Raw genomic sequence first — 24,589 nt, 5'->3', positions numbered from 1 at the left:
GATGCGGCTGTCGTCGGCATTGACCAGCACGGTGCCGGCCACTTGGCCGAGGATGATGGAGACGAAGGTGCCCATCTCGATCAGACCGTTGCCGCCGACCAGTTCGCCGGGGCGCAGGTATTGCGGCAGTACGCTGAATTTCAGCGGCCCGAACAGGGTGGAGTGCACCCCCATCAGGAAGATGGTGGACATCAGGATCACGCCGTCGTGGCGCCAGAAGCCCAGCGCCGCCAGCAGCATGATGGCGATTTCCGCCTGTTTCACCAGCCGCGCGATGGCGGCCTTGTCGTACTTCTCGCACAGCTGGCCGGCGGTGGCGGAGAACAGGAAGAAGGGCAGGATGAACAGCGCCGCCGCCAGCTGGATCATCAGCTCCGGCGCCAGCCCCAGCATCTTCATGCCGTGGAAGTTGATCAGCACGATCACCGCGTTTTTCAGCAGGTTGTCGTTGAAGGCGCCGAAAAACTGGGTGATGAACAGCGGCAGGAAGCGCCGGGTGCGGAACAGGTCGAACTGGTTGGGGTGGTGCGACATGGTGCGGCGGGTCTCGGGAGGGCGATGGCTGCATGGTAAGGCAGCCGCCGCGTTGCGGCCAACCTTTGCCGCCGCGCGCACCCGCCGCTTAGCGCCTGTTCACGATCTCGCACGCTCAGGCGAGACTAGGCGAGAACGGCTGAGGAAGCGGCGCTTAGCTGGACAGAAGCAGCATGCCGACGCCGTTCTTAACGCGCGATCGCCCCATTGAGATCCGCCGCCGCAGACATTAAACAGGCGCTCACAGCGCGGGGGCGGGGAAGGCGATGTCCGGCGTGCGGCCGGCGATCAGGTCGGCCAGCAGCCGGCCGGAGCCGCAGGCCATGGTCCAGCCCAGCGTGCCGTGGCCGGTGTTCAGCCACAGGTTGCGGTAGCGGCTGGCGCCGATGAAGGGCACGCTGGACGGCGTCACCGGCCGCAGCCCGCACCAGAATTCCGGCGGCGCGCTGTCGCGCAATTGCGGGAACAGCTGTCGCGTGCGGCGCAGCAGCGCGTTGCAGCGCACCGGGTTGAGCGCGAGGTCGAAGCCGGCGAATTCGGCGGTGCCGGCGATGCGCAGTCGCTGCCCCAGTCGCGAGAACACCAGTTTGTACTGGTCGTCGGTCAGGCTGGTCACCGGCGCGACGCTGTCCTCCGGTAGCGTCAGCGTGGCGGAGTAGCCCTTGGCCGGCACCAGCGGCAGGCTGATACCCAGCGGTCGCAGCAGCAGCGGGCTGTAGCTGCCCAGCGCCAGCACGAAGGCGTCGGCGGTGATGCGCTCGCCACTGTCGGTGTGCGCGGCAACGACGCGGTCGCCGTCGCGTTCCAGGCGGCTGATGACGGTGTCGAGGCGGAAGTGGACGCCGGCGCGGCGGCAGAATTCTGCCAGCTGGCTGGTGAAGCGCTGCGCGTCGCCGGATTCGTCCTCGGCGGAGAAATCGCCGCCCACCAGCTGGCTGCGGGCACTGGCCAGCGCCGGCTCGATCGCCACGCACTCGTCCGCCGTCAGCGGGCGGCGGTCGCAACCGTAGTCGCGCATGATGGCGGCGGCGTGCAGCGCCTGTTCGAATTCCTGTTCGTCGGTGTACAGGTGCAGGATGCCGCGCTGCAGCTGGTCGTAGTGCAGGCCGCCCTGTGGCGCCAGCTCGGTGCGCAGCGCCTGCAGGCAGCTGCGGCTGTACTGCGCCAGCGTGGTGATCGGGCGGATGTTGGCGCGGGTGCGCCGCGCGCGGCACTCCAGCAGGAAGCGCCAGCTCCAGCGCCACAGCGCCGGGTCGGCGCGCAGGCGCAACAGCAGCGGCGCGTCCTCCTGCCCCAGCCACTGCCAGATCTTGCGCGGCGTGGCCGGATTGGCCCACGGTTCGGCGTGCGATACCGCGATCTGGCCGCCGTTGGCAAAGCTGGTTTCCTGCGCGGCGGCGCTCTGGCGGTCGATGACGGTGACCTCGTGCCCGGCGCGGGACAGGTACCAGGCACTGGCGACGCCGACCACGCCGGCACCGAGGACGACGATCTTCATGCGCGTTCCGGAGTATAGAAGTGAAGAAAAGCCCGGCAAGCGGGCCGGGCTATGGTAACGGTGTCACATGCTTGCGGCCAACCTTGTCTTCAGCGCAAGGTTGGCCGCAGGCGTCAGAAACGCGTTCGCGATCTCGCGAGCCAAAGTCAGACAAGGCGGAATGGGCCAGAAAAGCGCAGTTGATGTTGATATCAATACGCATGCTCTGGCCCGTTCCAACGCCGGATCAGCCACTTGGATATCAGGGCGCAGCAGATCGTGGCGCAGTTTCAGTCCATCAGCTGGCGGTAGAGATAGACCAGCACCCGCGCCAGCTCCTCGGCGGTCTGCTCCTGGCCGGTGTTGCCGCCGTGGCCGCCGCCGCTGGTTTCGAGGAACAGCACCTGGTGGCCGAAGGACTGCATGCGCGCCACCATCTTGCGCGCGTGCGCTGGGTGTACACGGTCGTCCTTGCTGCTGGTGGTGAACAGCGCCAGCGGGTAGTGCGCGTCGGCGCGGACGTGGTGGTAGGGCGAGTACGCCGCCAGCGCCGCGCGCTCGTCCTCGTCCTGCGGGTCGCCGTACTCGTCGATCCAGCTGGCGCCGGCCAACAGCTCGGTGTAGCGCAGCATGTCCAGCAGCGGCACCTCGCACACCACCGCGTTGAACAGCTCCGGCCGTTGCACCATGCAGGCGCCGACCAGCAGGCCACCGTTGCTGCCGCCCTCGATGCCCAGCCGCCGCGCGCTGGTGATGCCGCGCGCGATCAGGTCTTCCGCCACCGCGATGAAATCGTCGAAGCTGACCTGGCGGTGGATGCCCTGCGCCGCCTGGTGCCAGGCGGGGCCGAACTCGCCGCCGCCGCGGATGTTGGCGACCACGAACACGCCGCCCTTTTCCAGCCACTGCGGGCCGAAATTGTCCATGTAGTAGGGCATCATCGGCACTTCGAAGCCGCCGTAGCCGTACAGCAGCGTCGGCGCGCTGCCGTCACGGGCCAGGTCGCCGCGATGGACGATGAAGTAGGGAATCCCGGTGCCGTCGCCGGCGGTCGCGTGCAGCTGTTCGGCCACGTAACCGGTCGCGTCGAAGGCCAGCGGTTGCGCGCGCAGTACCTCCGGCTCACCGCCGCTTAGCAGGTCCAGCCGGTACAGCGCGGCCGGGGTCAGGAAATCGCTGTAGCTGTAGTACAAGAGGTCGCTCTGCCACGGCTGGTCGGCGAACTCGATCACGCCGCCGGTGGGCAGCGGGTTGGCGTGTGGCAGCCAGTCCGTGCCCAGGCGGCGCAGCGTCACGAGGCGGCTCTTCACGTTGTCGATCACGATGATGGCCAACAGGTGCAGCGTCGCCTCCACCATCTCCACCGACTGCCGCGCGCCGGGCACGAATAATGGCTGGATGCGGCCAACCTTGCCGCTGGCCGCGTCGCAGGCCACCGCCAGCAGGCTGCCGGCAGCGTAGCTCTGCCCGGCAACGTTCCAGTCCTCGGCCAGTTTCACGATCAGGTCGCCGTGGCTGTAGGCCTCGATCTCGGCACGCGGCGGCAGCGGCAGCGCGGTGAGCGCAAGGTTGGCCGCCACGTGGTGGTAGGTCTTGCTGTAGAAACTGTCGGAGGCCTCGATCATGTCGAACGGCGTGCCGTCGGCGTCGAGAAAACGCCACGCCGCCGCCATCATCGCCTCGTCGTCCAGCTGCAGCAGGCAGCGCGCCTGGTCCCAGCCCTGGCCGCGCTCAAGCAGCCACACCTCGCGCGGATAACCGGCGCGGGTCAGTTGCGATTCGTCCCACGCCGGGCACACGAACACGCTGTCCAGATCGCGCCATGCGATGTGGTTCTTGCCGTAGGGGAAGCTGAAGCCGCCGGCGACGAAGGCCTGCGCCTCGACGTCGTACTCGCGGCTGATGGTGGCGTCGGAGCCGCCCGGCGTCAGGCTCAGCAGCGCGCGCTGCGGCTGCTCGGTGTAGTGCGCCACGCCGTCCAGATACCAGTCCACCTCCTCGGCCGCCGCCAGCGCGTCGATGTCCAGCACTGTCTGCCAGTCCTGCGAGTTGGCGCGGTAGGCATCCAGCGTGCAGCGGCGGTAGATGCCGCGCGGATGCTCGCCGTCCTGGTGGAAGTTGTACAGCCAGCCGTCGTACTCGGCAAAAAACGGAATCTGCCGCGTGTCGCGCAGGTTGGCGAGGATGGACTGCTGCAGCGAAGCAAAGCGCGGGTCGCTGTCGAGCAGGGCACGGGTGGCGTCGTTCTGGCGCTCGACCCACGCCAGCGCGGCGGTATCGTCGAGGCTTTCCAGCCACTGGAAGTCATCGGAAGTGTGATCGGTCATGTCGGGACAGGCAAAGGTTGGCCGCAAGGGCAGCGATGGCCGGATTGTGCGGCAGAAGGGGACGGCGGTCACGCGGGAAGTGGTGGGGGGAGGGCTTTTGCGTTGGTGGTCGGACGGTTTGTGCAGAGGATCGCTACCGACCCTGAGTAGTCACTTGCCCCTCTGACCAAGTGGTGCTTGCTTCGCGACTTGTAGCTGCCTATGAATGATACTGTGCGTATAGTTAATACTAACAAAAAGTTACAGTGGACTGAGCCCCATTTCGCCACTGAACCGAGGTATTAGAACCAATGAAGAATTATCTCATTTCATTGCTATTTTTCATTGCAACTGTAGCAGGGGCAGGCGATCCATTTAACACTAGGGTGCAGCTGGCTAAGTCCATCGAGAATTCTGCTGATGGTCAGTCATTTCAGAAAATATTTTGGGATTCCGCCGGTGACTATACGGCTAGCGTGATGCAGCAGTGCTTTCCGAAAAGCACAAAACCGGACACAACAGCGTTCACACTAGTTGCTAACCTCATTCCTAGAGGTGCTCTGGCAAACGTGGAGGTTCGTCCGCAAACCAAGCAATCACTTTGCTTCGCACGAGGCTTCAGAAAGGCATCATTTCCGGAACCACCTGAAAATTTCGGCAACGAGGGCATGCCTCTTGTTATTGAAATGAAGATTACACCATGAGCGCTAAATCTACGCTTCAGTCGATGTGGTTCGCCTTCGGTGCGGCTGCACTTGATCGTTGGTAGCTGCTTTTCGGGTACGGGTAACAACGGGAGTTCGTCTTCCCCGGTGTTAATGCTACCAAGTGTTCGCAACTGGCCAATAGCAGTCAGGTAAGCACCTGATCGAATGTTTTGGTCGAGATTGCCATTAGCCAGCCGACAATCTCCAAAGTCCGGCAGCCGTTTGCATTTCTGCCTCATGGCCGCCCGCGCGACTGTTTCCCAACCGTGTGTAGCCCCCGCTTTGCGGCCAACCTTGACCGCAGCCTCAGCCGTACACCTTCCAGAAAAACGCCAGCGTCAGCACGCTGCCCAGTGCCACCACCACGCGCTTGAGCCAGATCGCCGGCAGGCGGCGGGCGAGGCGGGCGCCGGCGATGCCGCCGGCGATGGTGCCGGCCAGCATCACGAGCGCGGCCGGCCAGTCGACGATGCCGGCGACGATAAAGGTCACCACCGCCACGCCGGAGATCACCACCGATAGCCAGGTTTTCAGCGCGTTCATCCGTGTCAGCGTGTCCAGCGCGAACAGGCTGTACAGCGCCAGCATCATGATGCCCATGCCGCCGCCGAAGAAGCCGCCGTACACCGAAACCAGCAACTGGCCGGCCAGCAGCCCGTTGCGGCTGCGGCCAACGTTGGCCGCGTGCCGGCCCATCCAGCGGGTGAGGGTGGCGCTGAAGGCGAACATGGCGGTGGCGAGCAGGATCAGCCACGGGATCAGCACGTCGAACAGCCGCGGTGACACTACCGTCACCAGCCAGCCGCCCACCAGCCCACCGGCGAGGCTGGCCACGCTCATGCCAGCAAACTGGCGCTGGCCGCGCAGCTCGCGGCGGAAGGCGAGGCTGCTGGCGACGTAGCCGGGCCACTGCGACACCGAGCTGGTGGCGTTGGCGACGATGGGCGGCAGGCCGGCGGCGACCAGCGCCGGAAAGGTGAGCAGCGTGCCGCCGCCGGCGACGGCGTTGAGCGCGCCGGCGGCAAATGCCGCCGCGAACAGCGCCAGCGCGAGGGTGAGCGTCATGCCGCCAGCACGCCGGCGAATACGGCAACGATGCGGTCGATGTCGGCGCGGCCGATCTGCCAGTGCGTCACCAGCCGCATCAGGCCGCCTTCCGGCCCGTTGGCCTTGATGCCGGCCGCGGTCAGCGCCGCCATCAGCTGGCCGCTGTCCAGCGTGTCCGGCAGGCGGAACCACACCATGTTGATGTGCACGTCGTCCAGATTGACCTGCACGCCGGGCAGCGCGGCCAGTTTCTCGGCCAGATAGCGGGCGTTGGCGTGGTCTTCCGGCAGGCGGGTCACCATCTCGGTCAGCGCCAGCAGGCCGGGCGCAGCCAGCACGCCGGCCTGGCGCAGGCCGCCGCCCAGCAGCTTGCGATTCTTGCGCGCGCGGGCGATGAAGGCGGCCGGGCCGGCCAGGATGGAGCCGACCGGTGCGGCCAAGCCTTTGGACAGGCAGCACATCACCGTGTCGCTGTAGAGGGTGATGTCGCGCACCTCGCAGCCCAGGTGCACGGCGGCGTTGAACACGCGGGCGCCGTCCAGATGCACCGGCACGCCGTGCTGCTGAGCGACGTCCCACACCGCCGCCATGTCAGCCAGCGGGATCACGCGGCCGTTGCTGTGCGCGTTTTCGACGCAAATCAGCCCGGTGCGCGGCCAGTGGATGTCGTCGCCGACACGGATGCGCTTTTTCACCTCGTCGGCGCGCAGCACGCCGTCGGCGCTGGCGATGGTGCGCAGCTGCACGCCGGCGATCACCGCGGCGCCGCCGGTTTCGTGCCACACGATGTGGCAGTCGTCGCCGAGGATCACTTCGTCGCCGCGCTGGCAGTGGCTGAACAGCGCCAGCTGGTTGCCGAAGTTGCCGGAGGGCACGAACAGCGCGGCTTCCTTACCCAGAATGCGTGCGGCCAACGTTTCCAGCTCGCGCACGGTGGGGTCGTCGCCGTAGACGTCGTCGCCGACCACGGCGTCGAACATGGCCTGGCGCATGGCGAGGGTGGGCTGGGTTACGGTGTCGCTGCGTACGTCAAGCACGGACATGGTGGGCTCCAATGACACACGGCAGCCGTGGGGCTGCCGTGTCGGGGTTGATCGGCAATGACACGATTGTGCCAGCCGTCATCAAGCCTGTAGAGGCCTATTTCGGATCAGTGTGTTCCGCGCGGGGTCAGCGAACGTGGTAGGCGGCCTTGATGGCGTCGGCCTGTTGCCGGGCGGCCGCCAGCGCGCTGCCGGGCATGCTGATGTCGGCGCCGCAGCTGCAGCGCAGCGGCTGGTCGGGGGCCAGGCTGGCCAGGTGCTGGCGGGTCTGGTGGCTGCATTGCGGGCAGGCTATCACCACCGTGGCCTTGTAGTGCTTGTCCAGATCGATGTCAAAACGCGGCAACTTCATGCGCAATCTCCCGGTTGTCGCTGCCGCCCGCAGGATGCGGTGGCAGAATTTTCATAGTAGATCAACGATTTGCCTTGGCAAGGGCTGATTGCAGCGACAGTGTCCGCCTTGGCAGCAGGGGGGCGTTTTCGGTATGCTTGGCCGTTTTTTCCTGATGAATGTCGAGCGAAGATGAGTGCCGATCTGGAACGCCGCTTTGGCGGTATTGCCCGTTTGTATGGTGACGCGGCGTTGCAGCGTTTTGCTGCGGCCAACGTCTGCGTGATCGGCGTCGGTGGTGTCGGCTCGTGGGCGGTGGAGGCACTGGCGCGCAGCGGCATCGGCCGCCTGACGCTGATCGACCTCGACAATATCGCCGAGTCCAACACCAACCGGCAGCTGCCGGCACTGGACCCGCTGTACGGCATGGCCAAGGTCACCGCGCTGGCCGAGCGCGTGCGCGCCATCAACCCGGCCTGCGTGGTGACCGAGGTGGAAGACTTCGTCACCGAGGACAATCTGGAGACGCTGCTGGGGCAGGGCTACGACTACATCATCGACTGCATCGACAGCCTGAAGATCAAGACCGCGATTGCGGCGTGGTGCGTGCGGCGGCGGCAGAAGTTCGTGGTCTCCGGCGGCGCCGGCGGCCAGATGGACCCGTCGCGCATCGCGCTGGCGGATCTTTCACAGGTGACGGAAGACCCGCTGCTGTCCAAGCTGCGCTACAACCTGCGCCGTCATCACGGCTTTAGCCGCGAGCCGGGCAAGAAGCTTGGGGTGCCGTGCGTGTACTCCACCGAGCCGCTGGTGTATCCGCAGGCGGCGGCCTGCGAGGTGGGTGAGGTGGGCGAGGCGCGCGGGCCGCAGGGGTTGTCCTGCGCCGGTTTTGGCGCCAGCGTGGTGGTGACCGCCAGCTTCGGCCTGTTCGCCGCATCGCAGGTGCTGAACCAGCTGGCGCGCACGGCCAAACGCTAAGAACCTGTTCAATGTCTGCTGCGCTTCGGCGATACGGCGTTAAAAACGCCTTCGGAATGCTCATTGACCCCATGTCAACTCCGCTTCCTCAGGCGTTTTTGCCTTGTCTCGCTCTAGCTCGCGAGACCTTGAACAGGTTCTAATTGCGCGGCAGCTGGTACTTGTCGCGGTAGAACTGCTGGATGCGCTCGTACTCGCCGCTGCCTTTCAGCTGCAGCAGCGCGTTGTCGAAGTCCTGGCGCAGGCGCTCGCGGCGAAAGCCGACATGGCGCGGCGAGCTGGGGAACAGCGCGTAGCTGAGTACCGCCTGGCTGCGGTTGTTGAGGTCGCGCTGCGTCGGATTGGCGTGGAAGATCAGCTCGTCGCCGATTACCACGTCGACGCGGTGATTGAACAGCATCTTGTTCTGGATGTCCTGGTCGCCCTGCTCGGCGTAGCTGGGCGCGCGTTCCACCGTGCGGCGGAAGTCGTCGCCGAGTAGTCGGCGCGCGTTCTGGAACGCCACCACCCGGTATTGCGCCAGCTGCGACAGCTGCGTCAGCACGATGCCGCTGCCCTGCAGCACGATGGCGCGGTTGCGGTAGTGCAGCAGCGGCTGCGAATAGAACACCCCTTCCAGCGACCCCGGCACCAGCGACAGCATGGCATCGACCCGGCCGCTGTCCAGCATCGCCAGCCCGCGCGCCTGCGGCAGCTGCACCACCAGCGGCTGGTGGCCGGCCAGCCGCAGCGTGGCCAGCGCCAGCGCCACCTCCAGTCCGCTGTTGCCGCCCGCCTCGACATACGGCGGTTTGGCGAGGCCGACGGCCAGCCGCACGATGTCGGCACCGGCGGCGGTCGCGAACAGACAGCAGATCAGGAGCAAGCGCAGCATGCGGTACCGTTCTGTCATTGGCGGGGCGGAGTCTCCAGATTAGATCAAAAGCAAAATGACAGGTAACTGATCGTTACATCTTGAAGCGCGCCAGCGACAGGTTGAGCAGGCGCGCGGTCTGTTCCAGGCTGCCGGCCTCGTCCGACAGTTGCTGGCTGGTCTGCCCCTGCTGCGTGCTTTGCTGGTCCAGCTGCTGCATGCCGTGGTGCATCTGCTGCAGGTCGTTGCGGATCGACTGCTGCTCGCTGACGATCTGGCCGAAGCGGCTTTCCAGCGACGCCAGCACCTGCCGCGTCTGTTCCAGCGCCTGCTCCATCGCGGTGGAGGTGCCGGACAGGGTGGCGGCCTCGTCGGCCTGGTGGGTGATGATGCCGGCGGTGTCGTGGATGGTGTTCAGCAGCTTGGCGACAAAGCTGTCGGTCTCCGACAGCGTGTTCTGCGTCTGGCCGGCCAGCTTGCGCACCTCGTCGGCAACCACGGCAAAGCCGCGTCCGGCCTCGCCGGCCCGCGCCGCCTCGATCGCCGCGTTCAGCGCCAGCAGGTTGGTCTGCTCCGAGATGCCGGCGATGCGCTGCAGGATCTGGGTGATGTGCTGCACGTCGCTGGACAGCGCGTCAAAGCGCTGTGCCAGCTCGCGGTTGGCGGCGACGTGGCTCTGCATGTCCTCTGCCATCACCCCGACCTGGCTGCGCGACTGCTGCAGCTGCTGCTGTACCGCTTCCAGGTGCTGCTGCACCTCGTCGATGGTGTGGCGGCTGTTTTCCGCCAGACCGTGGATGCGCTCGCTGCGCTGCGCCAGCTGGCTCAGCTGTTCGCGGCTGCTGCTGCTGGAGCTTTGCGTGTCGTGCGCGTTCTGGCGCACGTTTTCGGCGCTGTGGAAGGTGTCGCGGGCGTGGCTGGCGACATCGAGCAGGGTGTCGCGGAAACGCTGGCACAGCAGGTTGAAGCTGTTCGCGATCTGCGCGATCTCGTCGCGACCCTTGGGCTGCAGCGGCGCGTTCAGCTGGCATTCCTCGGCGTGCCGCGCGATGTGGCTGGAGATGCGCAGGATGGCGCGCGATACCAGGCCGGACAGCCACCACGCGATCAGGGTGCCGAGCAAGAGGCTCAGGCCGCCGATGAACAGGGTTTCCTCCAGCACCCGCTGGCGCGAGGCCAGCGCGTCGGAAAGCAGGATGTCGGCGGCGATCACCACCTGCTGCCCGGCTATGGTCTGCGGGATGAACACCGAGCGGAAGGTGCCGTACTTGTCGGTGTATTCGTCGAATTCGATGCTGTGCTGCTGGAAGCTGCGCTTCAGGCCCTCGCTGGGCTCGTATTCTTCCAGATGGTGGCCGAAGGAGTTCTCCTTCAGCTCTTTCTCGCCGGCGCCGTCGGCGAGATAGACGATCTTGCCGTCCTTTTGCCACAGCAGGTACAGATACACCACGTTGAACTGTTTGGCATAGGCGTCCAGCTTGCGGGCGTTGCTGACCATCTGCGCCTGGCTGATGCTGCCGGGGCTGAACATGCTGGCGAGGAACTGGTCGCCGAGCAGGGCCGGCACCGCGCGCGCGCTGGCGTTGAGGCGGGTATCGATCAGCGCCATCGCCTGTTCGCTGCTGCGCAGGTAGGTGTGGGTGCTGAATGCCAGCACCGTGACGATGTTCAGGAGCAGGAACAGGCAGGCCAGCTTGGTGCGCAGGCTGATGTCGTGCAGCAGTTTCATGGGGTCGCCATCCTTGTTATTGCAGTGGGGAAGATGCCGTGCGGGCTGTATTTTTTCATGACTTATAGATCAGAGAGGCGATATTGCCACTTTTCTGATTTGTCACAATGTTTTTCGAGTGAAACGACATTTTTTATGTTGTATGAAATGACGATGGCCGCTTGGTGGCGCACAAGGTTGGCCGCAACGCGGCGTGCCACCGGCCGCCTGCCCACGCACGCGGCCAACATATCCGGCACTGGCCCGCTCTGGTAATCTTGTGGCCATTGCGTTTCCCTTTGCAGATTGCCCGCTCATGAATTCCCGAAAGATCCGTCTTTATCTGGCCTCCGGCAGCCCGCGCCGCCGCGAGATCCTCGAACAACTTGGTTTCCAGCTGGAGCGCGTGCACGCAGACGTCGACGAGACGGTGCAGCCGGGCGAGGACGCCGTCGGCTACACCCAGCGTCTGGCGCGCGACAAGGCCGCCGCCGGCTGGAGCGTGGCACAGGCACTGGGGCTGCCGTCGCGGCCGCTGCTGTCGGCCGACACCACCGTGGTGCTGGACGGCGAGATCTTCGGCAAGCCGACCGACGCCGACGACGCCTTCCGCATGCTGCGCGCCTTTTCCGGGCGCACCCACCAGGTGCTGACCAGCGTGGCGATCCGCGAGGGCGAGCGCACCGAGATCGCCACCAGCTGCACCGACGTCACCTTCAAGCCGCTGAGCGACGCCGAGATCGAGCGCTATCTCGATACCGGCGAACCATTCGACAAGGCCGGTGCCTATGGTATTCAGGGCAAGGCCTCGGTTTTCGTGCAGCACATTTCCGGCAGTTTCACCGGCGTCGTCGGTCTGCCCGTCTTTGAAACCGCGCAACTGCTGGCGGCCTTTGACATCACCCTGCCCTGAGCGCGAAAGGCCACCATGCTGCAACAACCGATTCCCCTGCCACGCGATCTGCCGCGTCCGAAAGAGCAGATCCTGGTCAACATCACGCCGCAGGAAACCCGGGTCGCGGTGCTGGAAGACGCCGTGGTGCAGGAGCTGCACATCGAGCGCGCCGCCAGCCGCGGCATCGTCGGCAACATCTATCTGGGCCAGGTCAAGCGCGTGCTGCCCGGCATGCAGAGCGCCTTCATCGAGATCGGCTTCGAGCGCGCCGCCTTCCTGCACATCGCCGACGTGCTGGAACAGCGCCAGCACCCGAGCGAGCCGCAGCGCATCGAGAAGATGCTGTTCGAGGGCCAGACCGTGCTGGTGCAGGTGATCAAGGACCCGATCGGCACCAAGGGCGCGCGGCTGTCGACGCAGATCAGCCTCGCCGGCCGTTTCCTGGTGCACCTGCCGCAGGAAGAACACATCGGCATCTCGCAGAAGATCGAGGTCGAGGCCGACCGCCTGTCGCTGAAGGCGCGGCTGGAAAAGCTGCTGCCGGACGGCAGCCCGCGCGGCTACATCATCCGCACCAGTGCCGAGACCGCCACCGACGAAGAGCTGCGTGCCGACGTCGAGTACCTGTCCAAGCTGTGGTCGGACATCCGCTACAAGTCGCAGCACCTGCCGGCCAAGAGCCTGCTGTACGACGATCTGCCGCTGGCGGTGCGCGTGCTGCGCGACATGGTCAGCGACCACACCGAAAAGGTGATCGTCGACTCCACCGAGAACTACGGCAGGATGGTCGAATTTGCCGAGGCCTACGTGCAGTCGGCGGTGGACAAGATCGAGCGCTACAGCGGCGAGCGGCCGCTGTTCGAGCTGCACGGCATCGAGACCGAGATCGAGAAGGCGCTGTCGCGCCGCGTCAACCTGAAGTTCGGCGGCTACCTGATCATCGACCAGACCGAGGCGATGACCACCATCGACGTCAACACCGGCGGTTTCGTCGGCAACCGCAACTTCGACGAGACCATCTACAAGACCAACCTGGAAGCGACGCTGGCACTGGCGCGCCAGCTGCGGCTGCGCAACCTGGGCGGCATCATCATCGTCGACTTCATCGACATGGATAACGCCGAACACCGCGAGGCGGTGCTGGCGGAGCTGGCCAAGGCGCTGGCACGCGACCGTACCCGCGTGACGCTGAACGGTTTCACCAGCCTGGGGCTGGTGGAGGTGACGCGCAAGCGCACCCGCGAGAGCCTGGCGCACGTGCTGTGCGAATCGTGTCCGGTGTGTCAGGGCCGCGGCGAGATCAAGACCGCGCAGACGGTGTGTTACGAGATCCAGCGCGAGATCGTGCGCGAGACGCGCCGCTTCGAGGCCAAGGGCTTCCGCATCCTGGCGTCGCAGAGCGTGATCGACATGCTGCTGGACGAGGAATCGCAGAGCCTGGCGATGCTGATCGACTTCATCGGCAAGCCGATCTCGCTGTCGGTGGAGGCCACCTACAGCCAGGAACAGTTTGACGTGGTGCTGCTGTAAGTGGTGCTGTTGTAAAGCGCAGGGCTGCCGCCACGTTGGCAGGGTGGCAGCAACAGAAAGGCAGTAGAAATGAGCGAAGCAAACCGCGATCCCTTGTGGCTCGCCATCCTGCAGGAAACCGAACAGGCGGTGCGTGACGAACCGCTGCTGGCCAGTTTCCTGCACATGACGGTATTGCGGCACAGCACGCTGGAAGACGTGCTGGCCTTCCACCTGTCCAGCAAGCTGGCCAGCCCGGTAATGGACGCCCGCGCGCTGCTGGAGCTGTTCCGCGAGGCGCTGGCCGCCGATCCGCAGATCAGCCGCGCGATGCGCGCCGACATCAGCGCCTGCTACGACCGTGATCCGGCCTGCGACCGCTACTCCACGCCGCTGCTGTACTTCAAGGGCTTCCATGCGCTGCAAAGCCAGCGCATCACCCACTGGCTGTGGCAGCAGGACAGAAAGACACTGGCGTATTTCCTGCAAAACCGCATCTCCGAAGTAATGAGCGCAGATATTCACCCGGCGGCGCGCATCGGCGAGGGCGTGATGCTGGATCACGGTACCGGCGTGGTGGTCGGTGAAACCGCGGTGATCGGCAACAACGTGTCCATCCTGCACGGCGTGACGCTGGGCGGTTCCGGCAAGGAGCGCGGCGACCGTCACCCGAAAATCGGTGACGGCGTGATGATCGGCGCCGGTGCCGCCATTCTCGGCAACCTGCGCGTTGGTGAGTGCGCCAAGGTCGGTGCCGGCAGCGTGGTGCTGGACGACGTGCCGCCGCACACCACGGTGGCCGGCGTACCGGCCAAGGTGGTGGCGCAGCTGGGGCCGGGCACCCCGGCCCTGGACATGGACCAGCGCGTATAAGCCGCGTCGCGCAGTCACTCCCGACGGCAAGCCAGGCGGCTTGCCGTTTTTTTTTGCCCTGCTGCGGCGTGTCATGAACGCCGCCACCGCCACCGCCAGCGCCGCAAAGGTTGGCCGCAACGTGGAGACTACCCGCCGGCGCCTTGCCCGGGCCGCGGCGGGTGAGCGGGCATCAGCGGCGCGCCGGCGGCGTGCTATGGTTATGGCATGAATGCTGCAAAATGCGGCGTGACGGGCAACGTAAATGACATTGGTAAATTAAATCGGGTGCTTTCGTGCGCGGGCGCGGCTGTTGTAGAATCGCCGCCGTGTCCCGTCCCGATATTGCCTGACGGTCACTTTCTGCAAGGGAACCCTTCCCATGAATGTACGCGTTGTAGACTACCGCGCCGCCGATGCGGCAGCCCAATTCACCCGCAGCCTGCACGAAACCGGCTTCGGCGTACTGGTCAACCACCCCATCCCGCAGCAGCTGGTAGAAAGCATCTACCGCGACTGGCTGGCCTTCTTCGACAGCGAGCAAAAGCACGACTACGCGTTCTCGGTCGAGAAGCAGGACGGCTACTTCTCCACCGCGATCTCGGAAACCGCCAAGGGCGCGACGCAGAAGGACATCAAGGAATACTTCCACGTCTACCCGTGGGGGCGCATCCCGGCGCAGCTCAAGGCCGACGCGATGCAGTACTACGACACCGCCAACGCGCTGGCGGCCGAGCTGCTGGGCTGGGTCGAGCAGTACACGCCGGCCGACATTGCGGCCAACTACAGCGAGCCGCTGTCCGGCATGATCCAGGGCAGCAACAAGACCCTGCTGCGCGTGCTGCGCTACCCGCCGCTGAGCGGCCAGGAGCCGGCCGGCTCGCTGCGCGCCGCCGCGCACGGCGACATCAACCTGCTGACCATCCTGCCCGCCGCCAACGAGCCGGGGCTGCAGGTGCAGGACATGGACGGCAACTGGATCGACGTGCCCTGTGATTTCGGCATGCTGATCATCAACATCGGCGACATGCTGCAGGAAGCGTCGCAGGGCTACTACCCGTCCACCCAGCACCGGGTGGTGAACCCGACCGGCGACGGCGCGAGCAAGAGCCGGGTGTCGCTGCCGCTGTTCCTGCACCCGCGCGACGAGGTGGTGCTGTCGGCGCGCTACAGCGCCGGTGCCTACCTCGACGAGCGCTTGCGCGAACTGGGCGTCAAGAGCTGAACGACTGCGGCGTGCGGCCAACTCTGGCCGCCGGCCGAGCGTCGCTACTCCCGCTGCTTGCGTGGCGGGCGTAGCCAACAATGTGGCCGTCGGCCTTGCTGCTTGGCGGCCACATTTTTTGCCTGTCGCGCGCGGGCTGAGCTGCATCCTGTTGCCTGCGCGCGGCCGACCGCGGGCGACGCTGTTTACTGCCGCAATCATCTGCCCCCGCGGTCACCGCCTTGCCTGCTTGGCTACCTGGCTTCGGGCACCGCATCCCGACCCGAATCTTGGCTATCGCATGGCTAAAAACATTCAATTTTAACTATTGAATGCGGCTGGCTATCATCCCCCTGTACCGCATCGCCAGTTCGCCGGGAGGCCATCATGCTCAAGACCATCACTTTCGCCATTTGCCACTTCAGCGTGGCGTTCACGGTGGCCTATCTGCTGACCGGCAGCTTCGGCATCGCCAGCCTGCTGGCACTGGTCGAGCCGCTGGTGAATACCGTCGCCTACTACTTCCACGAAAAGGCGTGGGATGGCATCCGCGCGCGGCGGCAGGGGGCAGCGGATCGCGTCAGCGAAGGCCGGCACGGCTTTTTTCACGCCCATTGAGCGCGCCGGTGGCGACAAGGTTGGCCGCAATGCGTTGCGGCCAACCTTGTGCGGGCGGGTGGTGGTGTAGAATCGGCGTTTTGCGCGTCACCTCAAAGCCTGCCCCATGAATAACGATCTGCTCGCCGGTCTCAATCCCGAACAACTCTCCGCCGTCACCTGGCCCGCCAAGAGCGCGCTGGTGCTGGCCGGCGCCGGCAGCGGCAAGACGCGGGTGCTGACCACGCGCATCGCCTGGCTGCTGCAGACCGGGCAGGCCAGTCCGGCCGGTATCCTGGCGGTGACCTTTACCAACAAGGCCGCGCGCGAGATGCAGACGCGGCTGGCGGCGATGATCCCGGTCAACGTCAGGACGATGTGGATCGGCACCTTCCACGGCCTGTGCAACCGCTTCCTGCGCGTGCACTACCGCGACGCCGGCCTGCCGCAGACCTTCCAGATTCTCGATTCCGGCGACCAGTCGTCGGCGATCAAGCGCCTGCTGAAAAGCTTGGACATCTCCGACGAGAAATTCCCGCCCAAGCAGGTGCAGCAGTTCATCAACAGCCAGAAGGAATCCGGCGTGCGCGCCGGCGAGCTGTCGGCGCACGACCCGTATACCCGCAAGCTGATCGAGCTGTACGCCGCCTACGACGCGCAGTGCCAGCGCGAGGGCGTGGTCGATTTCGCCGAGCTGCTGCTGCGCAGCTACGAGGTGCTCAGCCGCAACGCCGCGCTGTCCGAGCACTACCGCAACCGTTTCCGCTTCGTGCTGGTCGACGAGTTCCAGGACACCAACCGCCTGCAGTACGCGTGGCTGAAGCTCCTGGCCGGCCAGGACAACGCGCTGTTCGCGGTCGGCGACGACGACCAGTCGATCTACGCCTTCCGCGGCGCCGAGGTCGGCAATATGCGCGCGCTGCTGTCCGACTACGGCGTGAGCGGCCCGATCCGGCTGGAGCAGAACTACCGCTCCGCCGGCACCATTCTGGACGCGGCCAACGCGCTGATCGAGCGCAACGACGGCCGTCTCGGCAAGAGCCTGTGGACCGACGCCGGCCCCGGCGACAAGATCCGCCTGTTCGAGGCCTACTCCGACGGCGAGGAGGCGCAGTTCATCGTTGACGAGGTCAAGGCGTTGGCGCGCGACGGCTGGAATCTCGCCGACATGGCGGTGCTGTACCGCTCCAACGCGCAGTCGCGCATTCTCGAACACGTGCTGGTGCAAAGCGGCGTCGCCTACCGCATCTACGGCGGGCTGCGCTTCTTCGAGCGGCAGGAGATCAAGCATGCGCTGGCCTATCTGCGGCTGGTCGCCAATCCCGAGGACGACAACGCGCTGCTGCGCGTGATCAACGTGCCGGCGCGCGGCATCGGCGCGCGCAGCGTGGAAAACCTGCAGACCGCCAGCCGCGAACAGGGCGTCAGCCTGTGGCAGGCGCTGTGCGGCGCCGGCGGCGGCCGCACCGCCGGCAAGCTGGCCGAGTTCGTGCGCCTGATCGACAGCCTGCGCCAGCGCTGCGAGGCGCTGAGCCTGGCGGAAACCATCAGCCTGATCATCGACGCCTCCGGCCTGCGCGCGATGTATGAGGCCGATCGCAAGGACGGCGAGGAGCGCCTCGCCAACCTCGACGAACTGGTCAACGCGGCGCTGGGCTTCCTGCCGCAGGAGCCGGCCATGGCGGTGATCGAATTCCTGACCCAGGCCAGCCTGGAGGCCGGCGACCACCAGGCCGACGCCGGCGCCGACGCGCTGCAGCTGATGACGGTGCACGCGGCCAAGGGGCTGGAGTTCGACGCGGTGTTCGTCGGCGGGCTGGAAGAGGGGCTGTTCCCGCACGAGAACAGCATGAACGATGGCAAGGGGCTGGAGGAGGAGCGGCGGCTGATGTACGTGGCGATGACGCGCGCGCGCAAGCGGCTGTACCTGTCCTGCGCGCAAAGCCGCATGCTGCACGGCCAGAGCCGCTACCCGATCCGTTCGCGCTTTGTCGACGAGCTGCCGGCCGAGCTGTTGCAGACTTTGTCTGCTACCGTGAAAAAGACGGCGGCACCGGCGCGCGACGGCTACGCGCAGGGCCGCATCGCGGCGGCGCCGCTGGCGGCCAACCTTGGCGGCTGGAAGATGGGTCAGGGCCTGCACCACACCAAGTTCGGCGACGGGGTGGTGATCAATGCCGAGGGCGCCGGCGACGATGTGCGCCTGCAGATCAATTTTGCCGAGCACGGCATCAAGTGGCTGGATTTGCGTTACGCCAAAGACAAACTCAGCGCGCAGTAAGCGCTGTCCGCCACGGCGGCAAAGGGGAATTCAGAGCATGAGCGAGCAGCCGATCCACTCCTCGACCTTCAACGCCATCACCAGCGTGCAGAAAAGCCGGCATCACAAGGAATACAGCAATCCTTACGCCAAGAAGCAGTTCCTGATCGTCGACAGCGTGCCGGAGATGCAGCGCGCGCTGGCGATGACGCTGGCGTCGTTCGGCGCCGAGAAGGTGGAGTACGCCGGCAAAGCCAGCGACGCGCTGGTGAAGCTGATGCGCTACGACTTCGACGTGGTGCTGTGCGATTTCGACCTCGGCACCGGCAACGACGGCCTGTACCTGCTGGAGGAGGCGAAGGAGCGCAACCTGCTGAAGCAGTCCTGCGTGTTCATGATCGTCAGTGGCGAGCGCCGCGCGGCCAAGGTGATCTCCGCCGCCGAGCTGGTGCCGGACGACTACCTGCTGAAGCCGTTCACCGGCGAGGTGCTGGCCGAGCGGCTGGAGCGCGCGATGCGCCGCCGCGACGCCTTCCGTTTCGTCGACGAGGCGCTGATGAACCACGAGTACCTGGCCGCCATCGACGCCTGCAACAAGAAGATCGGCGAGCGTAGCGAGTTCACCCTCGACTTCATGAAGCTGAAGGGCAGCCTGAGCCTGAAGATCGGCGACTACGACACCGCGCGTGCGCTGTACGAGCAGGTGCTGAAGATCCGCGAGCTGCCGTGGGCGCAGCTGGGCATGGCCAAGTCGCTGGCCTCGCTGAAGCAGGTGGAGCCGGCGCTGGCGATGTTCCACCACATCGTGATGGAAAACGAGCACGTGATGGAGGCCTACGACTGGCTGGCGCGGCTGTACCAGGGCAACCACGAGCTGGCGCAGGCGCAGCAGGTGCTCAAGCGCGCCACCGAGCTGTCGCCGGCAACGGTGCGCCGCCACAAGGCGCTGGCCGAGGTGGCGCTGGAAAACGGCGACCTGGCGCAGGCGAAGGACGCCTACGGCACCACGCTGGAGCTGTCCAAGGCCAGCTGGCACCGCAACCCGGTGCTGTACGCGACGCTGGCGCGCACGCAGCTGGCCTGCGGCGAGAAGGGCGAGGCGATGAAGACGCTGGCCTCGCTGCGCCGCGACTACAAGTACAAGCCGGAAGGCGAGTGGATGGCCGACGTACTCGACAGCCAGATCCAGCAGCACAGCGGCAACAAGCAGCAGGCGGAAAAGCTGCTGCAGTCCGCCGCCGAGCGCCTGCCGCAGCTGGACAAGCTGTCGGCCGAGGAAAAGATGGAGTTCGCGCGCACCTGTTACGCGCAGGGGCAGAAGGTGCTCGGCGACGGCGTCGCCAGCCAGCTGATCCGCAACAACCACGACAACGAGCTGCTGCTGCAGCGGCTGTCGACCATGTTCGACCAGCTGGGCATGGCCGACGCCGGCGCCGACCTGATCATGCACAACGTGCAGGGCATGGTCGACCTCAACAACAAGGCGGTGCGCGAGGCGCAGGCCGGCGAGCACGACAAGGCGATCGCCATGTTCCAGCAGGCGCTGCAGGAGATGCCGGACAGCATCCAGCTGATGCTGAACCTGGTCAACGCCGTCATCGCCCAGGTACACCTCAAGGGCTGGCATGAAAGCCACGTGCGCCAGGCCTACGACTACCTGCAGAAGGTGCGGCAGGTGGCGCCGACCAACAACAAGCTGCAGAAGCTGATGCAGGCGTGGCGGCTGCTGATCGAGCAGCACGACAAGCGGGAGTTCCTGCTCTGAGCGCGCCGCTGGCCAGGGTTGGCCGCAGCCTGCAGCTGGCGCTGCTGCTGCTGGGCTGGCTGGCGCTGGTGCTCAGTAGCGGCTTTCTGGCGCTGGAAGCCAGCCGCGCCGATGCCGAGCAGGCACTGCAGCGGCAGGCGCAGCAGCAGTCGGCGCTGCTGACGCGCGACCTGCTGCAGCTGCACCAGCATCTGCTGGAGCTGGCGCAGCAGTTCGCCACCACCCCCGGCGAGCAGATCCCGGCGTGGCAGGCGGGCATGGTGCTGCAGCGCTTTCCGGCGCTGGAGCGGGTGGCGCTGCTGCGCGACAGCGAGGACGGCCTGCTGGTGACGCAGGTGGTGCCGCTGCGCCTCGGTGCCGGCGTGGTGCCGTGGCAGGATCTGGCGCGGCAGCCGGCGGTGGCGGCCAACCTTGGCCGCCTGCGCCAGGGCCAGCCGCAGGTGCAGATGCTGCAGGGCGAGGGCGAGCAGGCGCAGCTGCTGAGCATCTACCCGCTGGCGCGCGCCGGCGACCGGCGTTTCATCGCGCTGTGGCTGCGGCCGCAGCGCTGGCTGCCGGCGCTGGCGGAGCCGGATATCGGCCGCGCGCTGCAGCTGATGGGCGATGCGCATCCGGCGGTGGCGTGGCCGGCGATGCTGCAGGTGCGCGAGGTGGTGATCGTCGGCGAGCAGCGTTACTGGCTCCGCCTGCAACGGCCGCTGCGCGGCAGCGATTTCCGCATTTCGCTGTGGCTGCCGCTGCTGCTGGTGTGGCTGCTGCTGCTGGGCCTGCTGCTGGTCGGCGCGCTGTTCCGCTGGCGGCTGGCGCGCGGCCTTTCCCTCGCCGACAGCTGAAAGCGGCGCGGTTTTGCAGTACAATCAGGGCATCATTTTCTGGGGTCATACCATGTACCAGTCCGAATTCACCCAATTCATGAACGATTTCCTGGCGAAAAACCCGCAGGTAGAGAGCGAACGCCGCGAGCTGCGCCTGACCTGGTGGGATCGCAAGCTGGATCTGGAGGACCTGCGTCGCTGGAACGCGTCCAAGGTGCCGCAAAAGCCGTACGTGTACCAGCCGGACTGAGCATCACGCCCGCCGTATCGCCGACCAACGCCCGCAAGGGCGTTGTGCTTTTCTGGAGTAAAGCATGACCCGCACGACCATCGCCGTTGACGACCAGCTTGCCGCCTACCTGCTGCAGATCGGCGTCACCGAGCACCCGGTGCAGACCGCGCTGCGCGAGTTCACCGCCACCCACCGCATGGCCAAGATGCAGATTTCCCCGGAGCAGGGGCAGTTCCTCGCCTGGCTGGTCAAGCTGCTCGGCGTGCGCCGCTACCTGGAGATCGGCGTGTTCACCGGCTACAGCGCGCTGACCGTGGCGCTGGCCATGGGCGAGCAGGGCCGTACCGTGGCCTGCGACATGAGCGTCGAATTCACCACCATCGCCCGCGACTACTGGCGCCAGGCCGGGGTCGAGGACAGCATCGCGCTCTACGTACAGCCGGCGGTGCAGACGCTGCAGATGCTGCTGGACGACGGCCAGGCCGGCAGCTTCGACCTCGCCTTCATCGATGCCGACAAGACCAGCTACCCGCAGTACTATGAAGCCTGCCTGCAGCTGGTGCGCCCCGGCGGCGTGATCGCGGTCGACAATATTTTCCTGAACGGTCGTGTGGTCAGTCCCAAACCGGGTGACCCGCCGGCAGTGCGGGCGATGCAGGCCTTCAATGCCAGCCTGAAACACGACCCGCGGGTGGTGATGTCGGTGCTGCCGATCGGCGACGGCATGACCCTGCTTACCCGCCGCTGATGCCGGCGCCGCGGAACTGTTGCCGTGCCGCGGCGGTCTGTCATTACCCGTTTCTCCGGCCGGCCCGCCGTGCCGGCCGCCCCTTCTAGCCACAGGAATGTCCGATGCTGCAGCGACGCCCGCGCCGAATGATGAACCAGATGAACGTCGTCCCCTATATCGACGTGATGCTGGTGCTGCTGGTGATCTTCATGGTGACGGCGCCGATGTTCACCCCCGGCGTGATCGAGGTGCCCAGCGTCACCCGCGCCGCGCAGGTGGACAGCACGCCGCTGGAAATCAGCATCGAGGCCGACGGCCGCTACCTGCTGGGCGAGGGCGGCAAGCGCGAGCCTGCGGCCAACCTTGACGCGCTGGTCGCCGAGGTCAAGGCGCGGCTGCGCGACAACCGCCCGGTGGTGGTCACCGCGCACCGCGATCTCAAGTACAGCGAGGTGGTGAAGGTGGCCGACCGCCTGCACCAGGCCGGCATCACCCGCGTCGCGCTGACGGTACGGCAGGGCAACTGATGTCGCCGCAGACTGGCGCCATCGGTTACGGCGCGTGGGGCATGTCGCTGCTGCTGCATCTGGCGCTGCTGCTGCCATTGTGGTGGCTGTACGCGCCGACGCCGGTGTACTCGCCGCCACCGCTGGCGGTGGAGCTGTGGGCCGGCGGTGCGCCGGCGGCCGCGTCCAAGTCCGCTCCGGCTCCCGTACCGGTCGCGCCGGCGCCGGTGACCGCCGCCACCCCCTTGCTGGCCGATGCCGACATCAAGCTGAAGGCCAGCCGCCCGCTGCCGCAGCACAAACCGCCGCCGCCCCCGGTGGCCGCGGAAAAGCCGCAGACCAAGCCGAAACCGGCGGAAAAAGTGCCAGAGAAGGTGCCAGAGAAGGTGATAGCCAAGGCCGCCAAGGCGGCGCCTGCGCCAGCCAAGGCCAGCGTGCCCACTGCCAAGCCGGCCGCCAAGGCTAGCACCAAGCCGGCGCCAAGCGCGGACAATGATCTGCTGGCGGAGCTGGACCTGCCGCCCGGCCCCGGCAACGCCAAGCAGAGCCAGCGTGGCGGCCAGGGCGGCGTCGCCGGCGGCAGCAGCCATGGCGTGGCCGACGCCAAGGCGCTGTACGCGCAGACGCTGAGCAACCGCGTGCGCCCCTACGTGGTCATCCCCGACGCGCTGAAAGGCAACCCGGAGGTGGTGCTGCAGATCGAGATCCTGCCGTCGCTGGAAGTGCGCCAGATCCGCCTGCTGCGCAGCAGCGGCAACAGCCTGTACGATGAGGCGGTACAAGCCGCCGTGCGCGAGATGCGCCGCTTCCCGCCGCTGCCCAAGGGCGCGGCGTTTGCCGACTACCGGCGCGTGACCATGTCTTTCCGTCCTAAGGAGTAATGCCTTGTCCGCCACCGTCTCCGGCTTCTGGCCGCGCCTGTTTGCCCTGTTGTTGCTGAGCATGACCGCTGCGGCCAACCTTGCCCGCGCCGACCTCAGCGTGGAAGTGATCGGTGGCGGCAGCAACCGCTACCCGGTGGCGATCGTGCCGCTGCAGGGCGAGAGCCTGCTGCCGGAGGCGATCACCGCGACGGTGAAGAGCGATCTGGCGATGACCGGCGCCTTCAGCCTGCTGGAAACCGCCGCCGGCGACGCGCTGGCGGCGCCGGCACAGCTGAACGCCGCGGCATGGCAGCAGCGCGGTGCGCGCGCGGTGGTGTACGGCAAGCTGGTCAGCCTCGGTGGTGGCCGGGTGCGGCTGACGTTCTGGGCCGATACCGTCAGCCCGCGCGAACAGAAGCTGAGCGCGGAATTCGATCTGGCGCCGGAGCAGTTGCGCGACATGGCGCACCGCATGGCGGACATGGTGTACGAGGCGCTGCTGGGCGAGAAGAGCCTGTTCTCCAGCCGCATCGCCTACATCACCCAGAGCGGCAAGGAATACCGGCTGCAGATCGCCGACATGGACGGCCGCCGTGCGCAAACGGTGCTGCGCTCGCGCCTGCCTATCATGTCGCCGGCGTGGAGCCCGGACGGCACGCGGCTGGCTTACGTTTCCTTTGAGCAGCAAAAGCCGGTGATCTACGTGCAGGACCTGGTCAGCGGCCAGCGCCGCGTGCTGGCCAATTTCCGTGGCAGCAACTCGGCGCCGGTATGGAGTCCGGACGGGCGGCGGCTGGCGGTGGTGCTGACCACCAGCGGCAACTCGCAGGTGTACCTGATCAATGCTGACGGCGGTGGCGTGCAGCGTTTTTCCTATAGCGACGCCATCGACACCGAGCCGGCGTTCAGCCCGGACGGTCGCCAGATCGTGTTCGTGTCCGACCGCAGCGGCAGCCCGCAGCTGTACGTGCAGGCGCTGGACGGCGGCCGCAACGCCCGCCGTGTCACCTTCGAGGGGAACTATAACGTGTCGCCGACGTTCTCTCCCGATGGGCGCCAGATCGCCTACGTCCGCCGCGAAGGCGGCCGTTTCAAGGTGATGCTGCTCGATCTGGCCAGCGGCGACAACCGCCTGATCAGCAATAGCGCCTTCGACGAATCGCCAAGCTTCGCCCCCAACGGCAAGATGGTGCTGTACGCCAGCGAGGAGGGCGGCCGCAGCGTGCTGTACGCCGCCGCCACCGCCTATCCCGGCCGCGTGCGGCTGGGCACCCTCGGCGGCCAGGTGCAGGATCCGGCCTGGGGGCCATTCAATCCTTGATGCGCTGCCGGCGGTACGCGCATCATGTTGCCAGTTAATCCATCCCATCCGATGCA

The 24,589-nt window shown here is 66.4% G+C and carries 22 protein-coding genes and 1 pseudogene; 15 read left to right on the top strand and 8 right to left on the bottom strand.

Features of this window, described 5'->3' with window-relative positions; all coding sequences use genetic code 11:
- The 3 genes and pseudogenes from ACG97_RS07165 to ACG97_RS07155 all read right to left on the bottom strand — a co-directional run.
- Window positions 1–534, bottom strand: a pseudogene (locus ACG97_RS07165) (glycerol acyltransferase); the annotation flags it as partial.
- Window positions 535–775: 241 nt separating this feature from the next.
- On the bottom strand, window positions 776–2,032 hold the full coding sequence (locus tag ACG97_RS07160) for a D-amino acid dehydrogenase (RefSeq protein ID WP_047966658.1): 1,257 nt from the start codon (window positions 2,030–2,032) through the stop codon (window positions 776–778).
- 269 nt (window positions 2,033–2,301) lie between these two features.
- Window positions 2,302–4,338 carry a prolyl oligopeptidase family protein gene (locus tag ACG97_RS07155; protein ID WP_047966657.1) on the bottom strand — a complete coding sequence of 679 codons (2,037 nt, stop codon included), beginning with the start codon at window positions 4,336–4,338 and terminating at the stop codon, window positions 2,302–2,304.
- A gap of 290 nt (window positions 4,339–4,628) precedes the next feature.
- On the opposite strand from ACG97_RS07155, the gene ACG97_RS17560 reads away from it, so the two are divergent.
- Window positions 4,629–5,021 (top strand): hypothetical protein, encoded by a 393-nt coding sequence (locus ACG97_RS17560; RefSeq protein ID WP_156167990.1) that lies wholly within the window; start codon window positions 4,629–4,631, stop codon window positions 5,019–5,021.
- A gap of 309 nt (window positions 5,022–5,330) precedes the next feature.
- Here the strand turns inward: ACG97_RS17560 and ACG97_RS07150 are convergent, their stop codons facing one another.
- From ACG97_RS07150 to ACG97_RS07140, 3 genes are all read right to left on the bottom strand, one after another.
- Complete coding sequence (locus ACG97_RS07150) at window positions 5,331–6,089, bottom strand: sulfite exporter TauE/SafE family protein (RefSeq protein WP_047966656.1); 759 nt, start codon at window positions 6,087–6,089, stop codon at window positions 5,331–5,333.
- Entirely contained in the window at window positions 6,086–7,114 is a 1,029-nt protein-coding gene (gene ltaE / locus ACG97_RS07145; RefSeq protein WP_047966655.1) for a low-specificity L-threonine aldolase, read from the bottom strand. Before ltaE ends, ACG97_RS07150 begins: the two co-directional genes overlap by 4 nt.
- Window positions 7,115–7,241: 127 nt before the next feature.
- Window positions 7,242–7,466 carry a hypothetical protein gene (locus tag ACG97_RS07140; RefSeq protein WP_047966654.1) on the bottom strand — a complete coding sequence of 75 codons (225 nt, stop codon included), beginning with the start codon at window positions 7,464–7,466 and terminating at the stop codon, window positions 7,242–7,244.
- Window positions 7,467–7,637: 171 nt separating this feature from the next.
- On the opposite strand from ACG97_RS07140, the gene tcdA reads away from it, so the two are divergent.
- Window positions 7,638–8,423 (top strand): tRNA cyclic N6-threonylcarbamoyladenosine(37) synthase TcdA, encoded by a 786-nt coding sequence (gene tcdA, locus ACG97_RS07135; RefSeq protein ID WP_047966653.1) that lies wholly within the window; start codon window positions 7,638–7,640, stop codon window positions 8,421–8,423.
- Between the two features lie 139 nt (window positions 8,424–8,562).
- Here the strand turns inward: tcdA and ACG97_RS07130 are convergent, their stop codons facing one another.
- Both ACG97_RS07130 and ACG97_RS07125 read right to left on the bottom strand, forming a co-directional pair.
- Window positions 8,563–9,297 carry an ABC transporter substrate-binding protein gene (locus ACG97_RS07130; protein ID WP_047966673.1) on the bottom strand — a complete coding sequence of 245 codons (735 nt, stop codon included), beginning with the start codon at window positions 9,295–9,297 and terminating at the stop codon, window positions 8,563–8,565.
- A 73-nt stretch (window positions 9,298–9,370) separates the two neighbouring features.
- Window positions 9,371–11,005 carry a methyl-accepting chemotaxis protein gene (locus tag ACG97_RS07125; RefSeq protein WP_047966652.1) on the bottom strand — a complete coding sequence of 545 codons (1,635 nt, stop codon included), beginning with the start codon at window positions 11,003–11,005 and terminating at the stop codon, window positions 9,371–9,373.
- A gap of 295 nt (window positions 11,006–11,300) precedes the next feature.
- Here ACG97_RS07125 and ACG97_RS07120 point away from each other — a divergent pair, with 295 nt between their 5' ends.
- The 13 genes from ACG97_RS07120 (at window position 11,301) to tolB (ending at window position 24,533) form a co-directional block, all read left to right on the top strand.
- Window positions 11,301–11,897, top strand: a complete 597-nt coding sequence (locus ACG97_RS07120) for a nucleoside triphosphate pyrophosphatase (RefSeq protein ID WP_047966651.1) — start codon at window positions 11,301–11,303, stop codon at window positions 11,895–11,897.
- A 15-nt stretch (window positions 11,898–11,912) separates the two neighbouring features.
- Window positions 11,913–13,409, top strand: coding sequence for a ribonuclease G (gene rng, locus ACG97_RS07115; protein WP_047966650.1), 1,497 nt, complete (start codon window positions 11,913–11,915; stop codon window positions 13,407–13,409).
- 69 nt (window positions 13,410–13,478) lie between these two features.
- Window positions 13,479–14,261, top strand: a complete 783-nt coding sequence (gene cysE / locus ACG97_RS07110; protein ID WP_047966649.1) for a serine O-acetyltransferase — start codon at window positions 13,479–13,481, stop codon at window positions 14,259–14,261.
- 361 nt (window positions 14,262–14,622) lie between these two features.
- Complete coding sequence (locus tag ACG97_RS07105) at window positions 14,623–15,465, top strand: isopenicillin N synthase family oxygenase (protein ID WP_047966648.1); 843 nt, start codon at window positions 14,623–14,625, stop codon at window positions 15,463–15,465.
- Window positions 15,466–15,831: 366 nt separating this feature from the next.
- Window positions 15,832–16,062, top strand: coding sequence for a DUF2061 domain-containing protein (locus tag ACG97_RS07100; protein WP_047966647.1), 231 nt, complete (start codon window positions 15,832–15,834; stop codon window positions 16,060–16,062).
- Between the two features lie 106 nt (window positions 16,063–16,168).
- Window positions 16,169–18,322, top strand: a complete 2,154-nt coding sequence (locus ACG97_RS07095) for a UvrD-helicase domain-containing protein (RefSeq protein ID WP_047966646.1) — start codon at window positions 16,169–16,171, stop codon at window positions 18,320–18,322.
- Between the two features lie 37 nt (window positions 18,323–18,359).
- Complete coding sequence (locus tag ACG97_RS07090) at window positions 18,360–20,066, top strand: tetratricopeptide repeat protein (RefSeq protein ID WP_047966645.1); 1,707 nt, start codon at window positions 18,360–18,362, stop codon at window positions 20,064–20,066.
- A complete protein-coding gene (locus tag ACG97_RS07085; protein ID WP_047966644.1) occupies window positions 20,018–20,899 on the top strand; it encodes a hypothetical protein in 882 nt (293 codons plus the stop codon). Before ACG97_RS07090 ends, ACG97_RS07085 begins: the two co-directional genes overlap by 49 nt.
- A 52-nt stretch (window positions 20,900–20,951) precedes the next feature.
- A complete protein-coding gene (locus ACG97_RS07080; RefSeq protein WP_047966672.1) occupies window positions 20,952–21,131 on the top strand; it encodes a DUF3460 family protein in 180 nt (59 codons plus the stop codon).
- Between the two features lie 64 nt (window positions 21,132–21,195).
- Window positions 21,196–21,861, top strand: coding sequence for a class I SAM-dependent methyltransferase (locus ACG97_RS07075; RefSeq protein ID WP_047966643.1), 666 nt, complete (start codon window positions 21,196–21,198; stop codon window positions 21,859–21,861).
- A gap of 104 nt (window positions 21,862–21,965) precedes the next feature.
- The gene (locus tag ACG97_RS07070) at window positions 21,966–22,370 is read left to right on the top strand and encodes an ExbD/TolR family protein (protein WP_047966642.1); all 405 of its coding nucleotides are present in this window, start codon (window positions 21,966–21,968) and stop codon (window positions 22,368–22,370) included.
- The gene (locus ACG97_RS07065; RefSeq protein WP_047966641.1) at window positions 22,370–23,230 is read left to right on the top strand and encodes an energy transducer TonB; all 861 of its coding nucleotides are present in this window, start codon (window positions 22,370–22,372) and stop codon (window positions 23,228–23,230) included. Before ACG97_RS07070 ends, ACG97_RS07065 begins: the two co-directional genes overlap by 1 nt.
- A 4-nt stretch (window positions 23,231–23,234) precedes the next feature.
- Entirely contained in the window at window positions 23,235–24,533 is a 1,299-nt protein-coding gene (tolB, locus tag ACG97_RS07060) for a Tol-Pal system beta propeller repeat protein TolB (protein ID WP_238377285.1), read from the top strand.
- Window positions 24,534–24,589 lie beyond the last annotated feature (56 nt).

This window comes from Vogesella sp. EB, assembly GCF_001037925.1.
Lineage (GTDB): Bacteria > Pseudomonadota > Gammaproteobacteria > Burkholderiales > Chromobacteriaceae > Vogesella > Vogesella indigofera.
Note: the sequence above shows the minus strand (reverse complement) of the source record. Positions and strands in the feature narration are given on the sequence as shown.